14 protein-coding genes are annotated in these 12412 nt (G+C 76.8%); 10 read left to right on the forward strand and 4 right to left on the reverse strand.

Annotated features, from left to right (window positions below; genetic code table 11):
• On the reverse strand, positions 1 to 281 hold a 281-nt coding region (locus tag ABQ292_RS17405; RefSeq protein ID WP_369208680.1), incomplete at its 3' end, for a hypothetical protein.
• 56 nt (positions 282 to 337) lie between these two features.
• Positions 338 to 1291, reverse strand: a complete 954-nt coding sequence (locus ABQ292_RS17410) for a helix-turn-helix transcriptional regulator (RefSeq protein ID WP_369208682.1) — start codon at positions 1289 to 1291, stop codon at positions 338 to 340.
• Positions 1292 to 1398: 107 nt separating this feature from the next.
• Between ABQ292_RS17410 and ABQ292_RS17415 the strand changes: the two genes are divergently transcribed.
• Entirely contained in the window at positions 1399 to 1800 is a 402-nt protein-coding gene (locus tag ABQ292_RS17415; protein WP_369208684.1) for a VOC family protein, read from the forward strand.
• Between the two features lie 25 nt (positions 1801 to 1825).
• Here ABQ292_RS17415 and ABQ292_RS17420 read toward each other — a convergent pair whose 3' ends face one another.
• On the reverse strand, positions 1826 to 2512 hold the full coding sequence (locus tag ABQ292_RS17420) for a nitroreductase family protein (protein WP_369208686.1): 687 nt from the start codon (positions 2510 to 2512) through the stop codon (positions 1826 to 1828).
• A 26-nt stretch (positions 2513 to 2538) separates the two neighbouring features.
• On the opposite strand from ABQ292_RS17420, the gene priA reads away from it, so the two are divergent.
• Genes priA through hisF form a run of 3 tightly spaced genes read left to right on the forward strand, consistent with a single transcriptional unit; the run spans position 2539 to position 4503 of the window.
• Positions 2539 to 3270: a bifunctional 1-(5-phosphoribosyl)-5-((5-phosphoribosylamino)methylideneamino)imidazole-4-carboxamide isomerase/phosphoribosylanthranilate isomerase PriA gene (gene priA, locus ABQ292_RS17425; protein WP_204690530.1), complete on the forward strand. Its 732-nt coding sequence runs from the start codon at positions 2539 to 2541 to the stop codon at positions 3268 to 3270.
• Positions 3267 to 3659, forward strand: a complete 393-nt coding sequence (locus ABQ292_RS17430) for a RidA family protein (protein WP_369208689.1) — start codon at positions 3267 to 3269, stop codon at positions 3657 to 3659. The genes priA and ABQ292_RS17430 overlap by 4 nt, the downstream gene beginning before the upstream one ends.
• Positions 3660 to 3708: 49 nt before the next feature.
• Positions 3709 to 4503, forward strand: coding sequence for an imidazole glycerol phosphate synthase subunit HisF (hisF, locus tag ABQ292_RS17435; protein WP_369208691.1), 795 nt, complete (start codon positions 3709 to 3711; stop codon positions 4501 to 4503).
• Between the two features lie 98 nt (positions 4504 to 4601).
• Here the strand turns inward: hisF and ABQ292_RS17440 are convergent, their stop codons facing one another.
• Entirely contained in the window at positions 4602 to 5240 is a 639-nt protein-coding gene (locus tag ABQ292_RS17440) for a TIGR03085 family metal-binding protein (RefSeq protein ID WP_369208693.1), read from the reverse strand.
• A gap of 131 nt (positions 5241 to 5371) precedes the next feature.
• On the opposite strand from ABQ292_RS17440, the gene ABQ292_RS17445 reads away from it, so the two are divergent.
• The 6 genes from ABQ292_RS17445 (at position 5372) to ABQ292_RS17470 (ending at position 12393) form a co-directional block, all read left to right on the forward strand.
• Positions 5372 to 7147, forward strand: coding sequence for an ABC transporter ATP-binding protein (locus ABQ292_RS17445; RefSeq protein ID WP_369208695.1), 1776 nt, complete (start codon positions 5372 to 5374; stop codon positions 7145 to 7147).
• Positions 7144 to 8958 carry an ABC transporter ATP-binding protein gene (locus tag ABQ292_RS17450; protein WP_369208697.1) on the forward strand — a complete coding sequence of 605 codons (1815 nt, stop codon included), beginning with the start codon at positions 7144 to 7146 and terminating at the stop codon, positions 8956 to 8958. The genes ABQ292_RS17445 and ABQ292_RS17450 overlap by 4 nt, the downstream gene beginning before the upstream one ends.
• Positions 8959 to 9043: 85 nt before the next feature.
• The gene (locus ABQ292_RS17455) at positions 9044 to 9481 is read left to right on the forward strand and encodes a hypothetical protein (RefSeq protein WP_369208699.1); all 438 of its coding nucleotides are present in this window, start codon (positions 9044 to 9046) and stop codon (positions 9479 to 9481) included.
• 41 nt (positions 9482 to 9522) lie between these two features.
• Complete coding sequence (locus ABQ292_RS17460) at positions 9523 to 10056, forward strand: hypothetical protein (protein WP_369208701.1); 534 nt, start codon at positions 9523 to 9525, stop codon at positions 10054 to 10056.
• A gap of 10 nt (positions 10057 to 10066) precedes the next feature.
• A complete protein-coding gene (locus tag ABQ292_RS17465) occupies positions 10067 to 11719 on the forward strand; it encodes an FAD-binding dehydrogenase (RefSeq protein WP_369208703.1) in 1653 nt (550 codons plus the stop codon).
• Positions 11716 to 12393 carry a hypothetical protein gene (locus ABQ292_RS17470; RefSeq protein ID WP_369208705.1) on the forward strand — a complete coding sequence of 226 codons (678 nt, stop codon included), beginning with the start codon at positions 11716 to 11718 and terminating at the stop codon, positions 12391 to 12393. Before ABQ292_RS17465 ends, ABQ292_RS17470 begins: the two co-directional genes overlap by 4 nt.
• The last annotated feature ends 19 nt before the right edge of the window (positions 12394 to 12412 follow it).

The following is a 12412-nucleotide window of genomic DNA, read 5'->3' on the forward strand; positions in this document are numbered from 1 at the left end:
TCCAGCACCGCGGCGCCCGGCGGGACGGCAGCGCCGGTCGTGGCGGCCAGCGACTCGCGGGTGGCCCGCCCGTCGGCCCAGTCGACGACGGCGGTGTAGCGCACGGTCGCCGCGCCGTCGGGCCGCAGCGTGACCGTGGTCGCCACGAGGCTGCGCAGCCGCCCCGAGCGGGGGCCGAGGACGGCCGACCACATCTCCGGCGCGGGCTCACCCAGCAGCACCTGCAGGGACGGCGGCCAGGACGGCGGCACGGACGTGGGGGCGAGGAGAGCGGAATCCACCGCACCACCGTCGGCAGCGGTGGTGACGCCGGGATGAGCGCGCGATGAGGCGCCTCTCATCCCTCCCCGTCGCCGTAGCGCGCGGTCAGCTCGGCGCCGATGCGGGCCAGCTCGGCGCGGACGGCCGCCGGCCCGACCACCTCCACGGTCGCGCCCCAGCCGGCCAGGTGCTCGGCGACCGAGCGCGCCGTGGGGGCCGCCACGCGCACGCTCACCCGCCCGTCCTCACGCGGCCACGACTCGGGCGTGCAGTGCCGGCCGAACTGCTCGCGCAGCACCGGTACCAGCCGCCCGGCGACCAGGACCGTGGCCGCCACCAGCGACCGTCGCCGCTCGACCTCACCGACCACCTCGTCCCACACGCCGGGCAGGTCGAGGTCCGCCGGCCGCGCGAAGACCTCCCCGGTGTCGACGGGCGCCCCCATCCGGTCGACCCGGAAGGTGCGCCGCCCGGCCGGGGTGCCGGCCACCAGGTACCAGGTGCCGTCCTTGTCGACCAGCCCCCAGGGCTCCGCGCGCCGCCGCCCCGGTTCCCCGCCGCGGCCGGTGTAGCCGAACTCCACCACCCGCCGGGCGACGACGGCCTCGGCCAGCAGGGCGACGTCGGGACGGTCGCGCACCCGCTCGCCCCACCCGGCCGGGTCGACGACGACCGCCTCCGCCGCTGCGGCCGCGTCGGCGCGGAAGGTCCCCGGCAGCGCGCGCAGCAGCTTGCGCAGTGCCGCCCGCACCGGCGGCGCCGCGGGGGACGCCGGGCCGAGCAGGAGGAACAGCGCCCGGGCCTCGGGAGCGGACAGCCCCGACAGGTCGGTGCGGGCGCCACCCACCAGCTGCCACCCGCCGCCGCGCCCGGCCTGCGGGTAGACGGGGATGCCGGCGGCCGAGAGCGCCTCCAGGTCGCGCCGCGCCGTGGCCACCGACACCTCCAGCTCGGCGGCGAGCTGGGCGGCGGTGACCCGGCCGCGGGCCTGGAGCAGCAGGAGGGCGGCGACGAGCCGGTCGGCACGCACGTCCCCCAGGGTGCCCGGGAAAGTGCTCAGGAGGTGAGCACTTCGGCCCGGAGCATGGACGTCGACGGGGGCAGCACCCGGCGCCCCGCCCGACGAGAGGACCTCCCGTGCTCCGAGGCCTGGCCACCGTGACCCTGACCGCCACCGACGTGTCCGCCGCCGCCCGCTGGTACGCCGATCTGCTCGAGGTCGAGCCGTACTTCGCCCGGCCGGTCGAGGGACCGCCGGCCTACGTCGAGTTCCGCGTCGGCGACGACGAGGACGAGCTGGGCGTGATGGACGCCCGCTACGCCGCCTGGGCCGCCGGGCAGCCGACCGGGGCCGTCGTCCACTGGCACGTCGACGACCTGCCCGCGGCGATCGAGCGGCTGACGGCGAGGGGCGCCACGGTGCTGCAGCCGCTCACCGAGCGGGGCGAGGGGTTCGCCACGGCGGTGGTGGCCGACCCGTTCGGCAACCTGCTCGGCGTCATGCGCAACCCGCACTGGCTCGCCGCCCACGGGAGCTGACCCCGCGCCCGGGGTGCGGGGGAGGTCACCAGCGGCCGCGGTGGACGACCTCGTCGAGCCCCCGCCGGCCGCGGCGCAGCGAGGGCGAGCGCCGGTCGCCGTCGCCGGGGTAGCCGACGCTCAGGCAGCCGACCGGCCGGTGGGTGTCCGGCACGCCGAAGGCCGCGCGGAAGGCGTCCACCCGCGACCCGGGGATGCCGAAGAAGCATGCGCCCAGCCCCTCGTCGACGGCGGTCAGCAGCACCAGCAGCGCGGCCATCCCGGCGTCGACGTCCCAGTACGGCACCGGCCAGCGGGCCTCGTCCCGGTCGGTCCAGCCCTTGTCCGGCTCGGCGTAGCGGTCGAGGTAGGCCGCCTTGGACGACAGCGGCACCACCAGCAGCGGCGCCCTGCGCATGCGGGTCAGCCAGGCGTCGGGGGCGTCCTCGCCGGCGGTCGCCGACCAGAACAGCCCGCGCTCCTCCGGAGTCTCCAGCACGAGGAACGCCCAGCCCTGGGTGAAGCCGGCCGACGGTGCCCGCACGGCGTGCTCGAGCAGACGCTCGCGCACCTCGGCCGGCACCGGCCGGTCGGGGTCGTAGTCGCGCACCATGCGGCGCCTGCGGACGACGTCGGCGAACTCCACGCCGCCACCCTCGCAGAACACCGGTGACCGGTCCGCCGGGTGCCGCTGGGGCTCGGCGGCGCCCGCGGCTACTGAGACGCCGGCCACCGCGGGCCGGTCCCTACGCTGTCGCCGTGCCGATCCTGCAGCTGCTCCCCGCCGTCGACGTCGCCGACGGCCAGGCCGTCCGGCTCGTGCAGGGGGAGGCCGGCAGCGAGACCGCCTACGGCGACCCGCTCGACGCCGCCCTGCAGTGGCAGCGCGACGGCGCCGAGTGGGTGCACCTGGTCGACCTCGACGCCGCCTTCGGCCGGGGCAGCAACCGCGAGCTGCTGGCCCGCGTGGTCGGGGAGCTCGACGTCGACGTGGAGCTGTCCGGTGGCATCCGCGACGACGAGTCGCTGGCCGCGGCCCTGGCCACCGGCTGCCGCCGGGTCAACCTCGGCACCGCCGCGCTGGAGTCGCCCGAGTGGTGCGCCCGCGCCATCGCCGAGCACGGTGACCGCATCGCCGTGGGCCTCGACGTGCGCGGCACCCGGCTGGCCGCCCGCGGCTGGACCCGCGAGGGCGGCGAGCTCTACGAGACCCTCGCCCGGCTCGACGCCGAGGGCTGTGCCCGCTACGTGGTCACCGACATCACCAAGGACGGCACGCTGCGCGGCCCCAACCTCGAGCTGCTGCGCGAGGTGTGCGCCGCCACGCCGCGGCCGGTCGTCGCCTCCGGCGGGGTCAGCTCGCTCGACGACGTCCGGGCGCTGGCCGGGCTGACCGAGGTCGGCGTCGAGGGCGCCATCGTCGGCAAGGCCCTCTACGCGGGCGCCTTCACCCTCCCCGAGGCGCTGGCGGTCACCCGGGAGCGCGCGTGACCGCGCTGCGGCTGGGCTCCGGCGGCCCGTGGGAGGACGTCGTCGGCTACAGCCGGGTCGTCGCCGTCGGGGACTCCGCGTGGGTGAGCGGCTGCACCGCCACCGTCGACGGCGTGGTGGTGCACCCCGGGGACGCGGGCGCCCAGGCGCGGGTCGCCTTCGGCGTGCTCGTCGCCGCGCTGGAGAGCGCCGGCTTCGCCGCGGCCGACGTCGTCCGCACCCGCATGTACGTCACCGACACCGGCCGCTGGGAGGAGGTCGGGCGCGTGCACGGCGAGGTCTTCGGCGCCGTCCGGCCGGCCACCGCGATGATCGGCGTGGCGAGCCTGCTGCACCCCGACATGCTGGTCGAGGTGGAGGCCGACGCGGTGAGGGGGGCGGGCGCATGAGCAGAGCAGCTCGGCGAACGCAGCTGAGGGGCGCCGGCGAGGAGGCTGCGTGAGCATCGCCGTCCGGGTCATCCCGTGCCTCGACGTCGACGCCGGCCGGGTGGTGAAGGGCGTCAACTTCGTCGACCTGCGCGACGCCGGCGACCCGGTGGAGATGGCCCGCGTCTACGACGCCGAGGGCGCCGACGAGCTCACCTTCCTCGACATCACCGCCAGCTCCGGCGACCGCGAGACCACCTACGACGTCGTCCGCCGCACCGCCGAGAGCGTGTTCATCCCGCTCACGGTCGGCGGCGGCGTGCGCAGCCCCGACGACGTCGACCGGCTGCTGCGGGCCGGCGCGGACAAGGTCGCGGTCAACACCGCCGCCGTCGCCCGGCCGGAGCTGATCAGCGAGATCGCCGACCGCTTCGGCAACCAGGTGCTCGTGCTCTCCCTCGACGCCCGCCGCGTGCGCGACGGCGCGGTCACCGACTCCGGCTTCGAGATCACCACCCACGGCGGGCGGCGCGGCACCGGCCGCGACGCCGTCGAGTGGGTGGTGCAGGCGGCCGCGCTCGGCGTCGGGGAGGTGCTGCTCAACTCCATGGACGCCGACGGCACCCGCGCCGGTTTCGACACCGAGCTCATCCGCGCCGTGCGCCGCGAGGTCAGCGTCCCGGTGATCGCCAGCGGGGGAGCGGGCGCGGTCGAGCACTTCCCGCCCGCGGTCGAGGCCGGCGCCGACGCGGTGCTGGCCGCCAGCGTCTTCCACTTCGGCACGCTGCGCATCGGCGAGGTCAAGGCAGGGCTCGCACGGGCCGGCGTCCCCGTGCGGAACGCGCGGGACACCCCGCTGCGCTAGGCGCCCGGGTCAGCGAAAGGGCCTCCCTGCCCCCCACCACTCGCAGGCTCGTAGCGGGCCCCTGCAGGGAGCCTCCGGGGCCCACTCGGCGCGACACCTCAGCTCGCCGGGGCGCCGCCCCGCACGGCCACCCGGGCCACGTCCCGTCGCCCGCTGGTCCAGAGCAGGACCTCCATGGGCTCGCCCTCGACGGTGGTCACGGCATCGCCGGAGCGGATCCGCTTCGGGGGCCCGGGGACGTCGCGGCGCTGCAGCACCAGCCCGCCGGGCAGGCCGGCCGCGGCGCGGCGGGCGAAGAACGACGCGGCCGTCCACAGCCGGTCGGCGTCGGCCAGGGGCAGGTGCCGCGGCTCCCAGCCCGGCTGGGCCCGGCGCGCGTCCTCGTGGTGGACGGCGAACTCCGGCCCGTCGACCAGCTGCGCCGGTGCCCACGCGCCCGGCAGCCAGGGCGGGGGGCCCTGCCGCACCCGCGCCACCAGCTCGGGATAGGGCGTCGAGGTGCGCAGCCGGTCCTCCACCGCGGCCGCGTGCGCGTGCAGCGGCCCGCCCAGCGGCGTCGTCTGCAGCGCGTAGCCGGGCATCGCGTCGGGACGGCGGTCGCGGGTGACCACGTGCGCGGCCAGGTGCGCCGTCGTCCAGCCCTCGCAGCAGGTCGGGGCGTCGGGGCCGAGCTCGTCGAGCAGGTCGGCGAGGGCCGCCCGCTCGCGCGCGGCGAGGGAGCGGGAAGAGGGAGTCACCGCGCGAGGTTATCGACGGTGCCCAGCCCGGCGCCCCACCGGAATCCGCAGGCTCCCCGGCCGACAGGTGGTTAGCCTGGCTGACGACGTGCGGGAGCGCCCGCGGTCGACCGCACCCCCCGAGGAGATCCGTGCCCCGCCGCCGAGACGCCGTGGTCCGGCGCGGACTGCGCCACGTCGGGCGCGCCATCACCGAGCAGCCGGGGATGTTCACCCTCGCCGTGCTGGCCAGCAGCCTCTACGGGGCCATGACCGTGGCCAGCGCCTACGTCATCGGCGGGATCACCGACCGGGTCATCCTGCCGGCCTTCGCCGACGGGGACACCACGGCCGGGGCACTCACCCTCGCCGTCGCGGTCGTCCTCGGCGTCGCCGTCCTCAAGATCCTCGGCATCCTCGGCCGGCGGCTGTTCGCCGGGATCATGGCCTACCGCCTGCAGGCCGACTACCGGCGCCGGGTCACCGGGCAGTACCTGCGGCTGCCGCTGTCGTGGCACATGCGCCACCCGACCGGCCAGCTGCTGTCCAACGCCAACTCCGACGTCGAGGCCGCGTGGTTCTTCGTCTCCCCGCTGCCCTTCGCCTGCGGTGCGCTGGTGATGATCGCCATCACCGTGGTCGCGCTGCTGGTCACCGACCCGCTGCTCGCGGTGGTCGGGCTGGTCGTCTTCCCGCTGGTCTTCGCGGTCAACGTCGTCTACTCGCAGGTGATGAGCCCGCGGATGCAGCGGGCCCAGCAGCTGCGCGCCGAGGTCAGCGAGATCGCCCACGAGAGCTTCGACGCCGCGCTGGTGGTCAAGACCCTCGGCCGGGAGGACGTCGAGAGCGCCCGGTTCACCGAGCGGGCGGGGGAGCTGCGCGACGGGCTGGTCGCCGTCGGCCGGGTGCGCGGCCTGTTCGACCCGATGATGGAGGCGCTGCCCAACCTGGGCACGCTGGCCGTGCTGCTGGTGGGCGCCGGCCGGGTGGCCTCCGGGGGCACCGATCCCGGCGAGCTGGTCAGCATCGCCTACCTGTTCACCGTGCTGGCGCTGCCCATCCGCGCCATCGGCTGGGTGCTGGCCGACCTCCCGCGCGCGCTGGCCGGGTTCGACCGGGTCACCCCGGTGCTCGACGCGACCGGCGAGACGCCGCACGGTCCGGAGACCGCCGCCGGCGGCGCCGGCGGCGCGGGCCTGGGCCTGCGCGCGGTCGACCACGTCTTCGACGGCTCGGCCCTGCCGACGCTGTCCGGGATCACGTTCGACGTCGCGGCCGGCAGCACGGTCGCCGTCGTCGGGCCGACCGGCTCGGGCAAGTCCACGCTGGCCGGGCTGCTGGTCCGCCTGGTCGACCCCGCCAGCGGGGCGGTGCTGCTCGACGGCGTCGACGTGCGCCGGCTGCGAGAGGGCGAGGTCAGCGCCCAGGCCGCCTTCGTCCCGCAGGGCACCTTCCTCTTCGACGACACCGTGCGTGGCAACGTCACCCTCGGCGGCGAGTTCACCGACGACGAGGTCCGGGCCGCGCTGCGGGTCGCCGCCGCCGACGACTTCGTCGACCGGCTCCCCGACGGCCTGGACACCCGCGTCGGCGAGCGCGGCGCCACGCTGTCCGGCGGGCAGCGGCAGCGGTTGGCGCTGGCCCGCGCCGTCGTCCGCCGGCCCCGGCTGCTGGTCCTCGACGACGCCACCAGCGCCGTCGACCCCACCGTCGAGGCGCGCATCCTCGACGCGCTGCGCTCGGCCGACCGGCCCTCCACCGTCGTCGTGGTCGCCTACCGGCAGGCCACCATCGCCCTCGCCGACGAGGTCGTGTGGCTCGAGGACGGCCGGGTCACCGCCCGCGGCAGCCACGAGCACCTGCTCGCCGAGGTACCCGGCTACGCCGCGCTGGTGCGGGCCTACTCCCAGGCGGAGGTGGCGGCGTGAGCGAGCCCCGGGAGGGCGCCGTCGCGACGCTGGGCCGCGGGCTGCGCGCCATGCCGGAGTTCCGCCGCGGACTGCCGGCCACCTTCGCCCTGGCCCTGCTCGCCACCGCCGGCCGGGTGGTCGTGCCGATCGCCGTCCAGCAGGTCATCGACCGCGGCCTGCTCGCCCCCGGCGGCCCCGACCTCGGCCTGGTCCGCACGCTGGTGCTCGTCTGCGCCGTCGTCGTCCTGCTGACCGCGGTGGCGGTCTACCGGATGAACGTGCGGCTGTTCCGCACCACCGAGACCGCGCTGGCCGGGCTGCGCTCGCGCGCCTTCCGGCACGTGCACGACCTCTCCGTGCTGCACCAGCAGGGCCAGCGCCGCGGCTCCCTCGTCTCGCGGGTCACCAGCGATGTCGACCAGCTCTCGACGTTCATGCAGTGGGGTGGCGTCCTCGGCGTGATCAGCCTCGGCCAGCTGGTCGTGGCCACCGCGGTCATGTTCGTCTACTCCTGGCAGCTGACCCTGCTGGTGCTGGCCTGCTTCGTGCCGCTGGCCGTCGCGGTGCGCTTCTTCGCCCGTCGGCTGGCCGTCGTCTACGGCGTCGTCCGCGAGCGGGTCGGCGACGTGCTCGCCGCCGTCTCGGAGTCCGTCGTCGGCGCCCCGACGGTGCGCGCCTACGGCATCCGCGAGCGGACGGCGGCCCGCCTCGACCGCGCCGTCGACCGGCACTACCGCGCCCAGGTCGACGCGCAGAAGGTCACCGCCGCGGTGTTCGTCAGCGGCGAGTTCGTGGCCGCGGTCGCCAACGCCGCCGTCGTCGTGGTCGGCGTCCTGCTCGGTCTGGCCGGGCAGGTCAGCGCCGGCACGCTCGTGGCCTTCCTCTTCCTCGTCACGCTGTTCGTCGCGCCGGTGCAGACCGCCAGCGAGGTGCTCAACGAGGCGCAGAACGCCCTCGCCGGGTTCCGCCGCGTGCTCGACGTCCTCGACACCGAGCCCGACGTCCGCGACCCCGCCGTCGCCGCGCCCGAGCGGGCCCGCGAGCTGCCGCCCGGCCCGCTCGGCGTGCGCCTCGAGCACGTCGGCTTCCGCTACGGGCCGGACGCCCGTCCGGCCCTCGAGGACGTCGACCTCACCCTCGCGCCGCGCCGCCGGGTCGCCGTCGTGGGGGAGACCGGGTCGGGCAAGACGACGCTGGCCAAGCTGGTCACCCGGCTCATGGACCCGACCGAGGGCCGCGTGCTGCTCGGCTCCGCCGAGTCCGGCTGGGTGCCGCTGGCCGACGTCGCCTTCTCCTCGCTGCGCCGACGGGTCGGCATGGTGCCCCAGGACGGGTTCCTCTTCGACGCCACGGTCGCGGACAACGTCCGCTACGGCCGGCCCGGCCTCACCGACGAGCAGGTGACCGCGGCGTTCGAGGAGCTCGGCCTGGGCACGTGGCTGGCCGGCCTGGCCGACGGCGTGCGCACGCCCGTCGGCCAGCGCGGGGAGTCGATGTCGGCGGGGGAGCGGCAGCTGGTCGCCATCGCCCGCGCGCACGTGGCCGCGCCCGACCTGCTCGTGCTCGACGAGGCCACCAGCGCGGTCGACCCCGCCACCGAGCAGCGGCTCACCCACGCCCTCGACCGGCTGACCGACGGGCGGACGACGGTGACCATCGCGCACCGCCTGTCCACCGCCGAGCGCGCCGACGAGGTGCTGGTCGTCGACGCCGGCCGGGTGGTGCAGCGCGGCACGCACGCCGAGCTGGTCGGCGTCGTCGGCCACTACGCCCGGCTGCACGCCTCCTGGCGCCGCTCGTCGGCCGGCGCGCCGTCACCGGTGGCCTGAGCTGCTGGAACGGCCCTCCTGCAGGGGTCCGCTGCGAGCCTGCGAGCAGTGGGGGGCAGGAGGTCCTTTGTCTAGGCTGCCGGGCGTGACGACGCCGTCCTCGATGCCGTCCCGGATGCCCGGCCTCGCCATCGCCGCCGCCGCGCTGGGCGCCATCGGGGTGCTCCCGCTCGCGCTCGTCGCCGTCCTGGCCTTCGCGCTGGGTGGCGTGCAGGCCGACGCCGAGGGCAGCCGGGCCTGGTGGACCTCCGCGCTGGTGCTCATGCCGCTGCTCCAGCTGTTCGCCGTCTTCTGGCTGGTCGCCCGCCGGGGCCGGTGGCCGCTGGTCCTGGGCGCCGCGGTCTCGCTGGCGTTCACCGGGCTGGTGATCGGGGTCGCCGCCTCCGTCGGGGAGGACGTCGGTGTCGGGCCGTTCGTCGTGGCCGTCTGCCCGCTGCTCGCCGCCACGCTGGCGTTCAGCCCCCAGGTGACCGCCTGGCTGGCCGGACGCCCCCGCCGGGCCCGGGGCGAGAAGGCCGCCTGACGCGCCCGCGGCTCGCCGCCGGCGTCCCTACGCTGCTCGCCATGCCGTCGTCGCCACCCCGCCGGACGACGACCCGCCGCTCCCCGCGGGCGGCGGCACCGCCGTCCGGCGTCCGCCGGGCCGCCCCGCCGGTCGCACCCGGGCGCCCGCTGACCGCCCCCTTCGCCGCGGTGTTCGGCGTGCTGCTGACCGCCGAGGACGTCTTCCTCGCCTGGCTGGTCGAGTCCCCGGAACCCGGCTGGACGTGGGACCGGCTCGTGTCCGGCGTGCTCGCGCTGGCGGTCGTGGCGCTGGCCGGCGCGGTCCTGGTGTTCCTCGGCCGCGGCCGCGGGTGGCTGGTCCTCGCGCTGGCCGCCGCGGTCACGGCCCTGCTGCTGCTCGGGGCCACCGTGCTGTTCGCCGCCGCCCTCGGCAGCGGCGAGCTCACCGGCTGGGCGCTGCTCCTGCTGCCCGGACCGCTCGGGGCGCTCGGGCTCTCCGTGCGCCGCCCGATCCGGGACTGGACGCGGCCCGGGCGGGGGAACCGGCCCGCACCACCGGCCGCGCACGGCCGCGGGAGGACCCGCGGCCGCTAGCGTGCGGTCCGTGATCGACACAGACGTCGTCGTGGTGGGGTCCGGCCTGGCCGGGCTGGTGGTCACCGCCGAGCTGGCCGACGCCGGCCGCCGCGTGGTGCTGCTCGAGCAGGAGCCGGAGGTCTCCTTCGGCGGGCAGGCCTGGTGGTCCTTCGGCGGGCTGTTCCTCGTGGACTCGCCCGAGCAGCGCCGGCTGCGGGTGCGCGACTCGCTGGAGCTCGCCCGCCAGGACTGGTTCGGCACCGCCGCCTTCGACCGCGCCGAGGACCACTGGCCGCGCCAGTGGGCCGAGGCCTACCTGGACTTCGCCGCGGGGGAGAAGCGCGCGTGGCTGCGCGAGCAGGGCGTCGGCTTCTTCCCCGTCGTGGGCTGGGCCGAGCGGGGCGGCTACACCGCCACCGGGCACGGCAACTCCGTGCCGCGCTTCCACATCGTCTGGGGCACCGGGCCCGGCCTCGTCGAGCCCTTCGCCCGCCGGGTCCGCGCCGCCGTGGACCGCGGCCTGGTGGAGCTGCGCTTCCGGCACCGGGTCACCGAGCTCGTGGTGGACGGCGGCGCGGTCACCGGGGTGCGCGGGTCGGTGCTGGCGCCCAGCGACGCCGCCCGCGGGGAGGCCAGCTCCCGCGAGGAGGTGGCGCCGTTCGAGATCGCCGCGCAGGCCGTCGTCGTCACCTCCGGCGGCATCGGCGGCAACCACGAGCTGGTCCGCCGCAACTGGCCGGCCCGGCTCGGCCCCGTGCCGCAGCGGCTGCTCTCCGGCGTCCCCGCGCACGTCGACGGGCTGATGCTGGAGGCCACCGAGGCCGCCGGCGCGAACGTCGTCAACCGCGACCGCATGTGGCACTACACCGAGGGCATCACCAACCACTCGCCGGTCTGGGCGCGGCACGGCATCCGCATCCTGCCGGGGCCCTCGTCGCTGTGGCTCGACGCCACCGGCACCCGGCTGCCCGTCCCGCTGTTCCCCGGCTTCGACACCCTCGGCACGCTGGCGCACATCGGGCAGACCGGCCACGAGCACACCTGGTTCCTCGCCACGAAGAAGATCGTCGAGAAGGAGTTCGCGCTCTCGGGCTCCGAGCAGAACCCCGACCTGACCGGCAGGGACGTCCGGCTCCTGCTGAACCGGGTCACGGCCGGGGTGTCCGGGCCGGTGCAGGCCTTCCTCGACCGCGGCGAGGACTTCGTCACCGCGACGTCGCTGCCCGAGCTGGTCGCCGGGATGAACCGGATCACCGGCGGCAACCCGGTGGTCGACCTCGCCACCGTCGAGCGGGAGGTCGTCGCCCGCGACCGCGAGGTGGCCAACGTGTTCACCAAGGACCTGCAGCTGACCGCCGTCCGCGGCGCCCGCAGCTACCTCGGCGACAAGCTCATCCGCGTCGCCCCGCCGCACCGGGTGCTCGACCCGGAGGCCGGCCCGCTGATCGCCGTCCGGCTCAACCTGCTCACCCGCAAGACCCTCGGCGGCCTGGAGACCGACCTGTCCGGCCGGGTGCTGCGCCCCGGCGGTGACCCGTTCCCCGGGCTCTACGCCGCCGGCGAGGTCGCCGGGTTCGGCGGCGGGGGGATGCACGGCTACCGGTCGCTGGAGGGCACCTTCCTCGGTGGGTGCCTGTTCTCCGGCCGCGTGGCCGGCCGGGCGCTGGCGGCGGCGCTGTGAGCAGTCCCTGGTCGGACCCGGCCGCGCAGACCGGCCCGGTCGACTACGCCGGCCCACCCGTCACGGCGCCCGCGCCGTACGCGGCCACCGCGTACCCGTACGCGGCCGCCGGGTACACGCCCCCGGCGTACGGATGGCCGGGCCACGGCATCCCCGCGTGGGGTCCGCCGGCGCCGCCCCGCCCGCGCCGGCCGGGACAGGTCGTGGCCGCCGCGGTGCTGGCCTTCGTCCAGGCCGGCCTCGTGGCCGTCGCCTCGGCCTACGTGCTCCTGCTGGCCAGCACGTTCGGCTTCCTGGCCACCGTGCCGGGGGCCTCCGACGACGCCGGGGCGAGCGCCCTGGTCACCGAGGCCACCGTGCTGACGGTGGTGCAGTTGCTCTCGGCGATCGCGCTGGTCGTCGGCGGCGTCATGGTGCTCAACCGCCGCAGCCGGGCGTCCTGGCTGACCCTGGTCGCCGCCTCCGGCGGGCAGCTGGCCCTCGCCCTCTACTGGCTGGTGCGGCTGTCCACGCTGAGCGGCTTCGTCGACGACACCACCGGCTCGGACCCGTCCGGCGTCCTCGTCGTCGGGGTGCTGTTCTTCGCCGCCGCCCCGGCGGTCGGCCTCGGGCTGCTCCTCGTCGGTGCCGTCCGGCGCTGGGCCACCGGCACCGCTCCCGACCCCGGCCGGTGACCCCCGGCAGCCGCCGGGG

Source organism: Geodermatophilus maliterrae, assembly GCF_041018925.1.
GTDB lineage: Bacteria > Actinomycetota > Actinomycetes > Mycobacteriales > Geodermatophilaceae > Geodermatophilus > Geodermatophilus maliterrae.

Bases quoted from the DNA above. Each gene is read 5' to 3' on its own strand.
- ABQ292_RS17460 (WP_369208701.1), top strand. From the start codon at position 9,523: ATGCCGTCGTCGCCACCCCGCCGGACGACGACCCGCCGCTCCCCGCGG.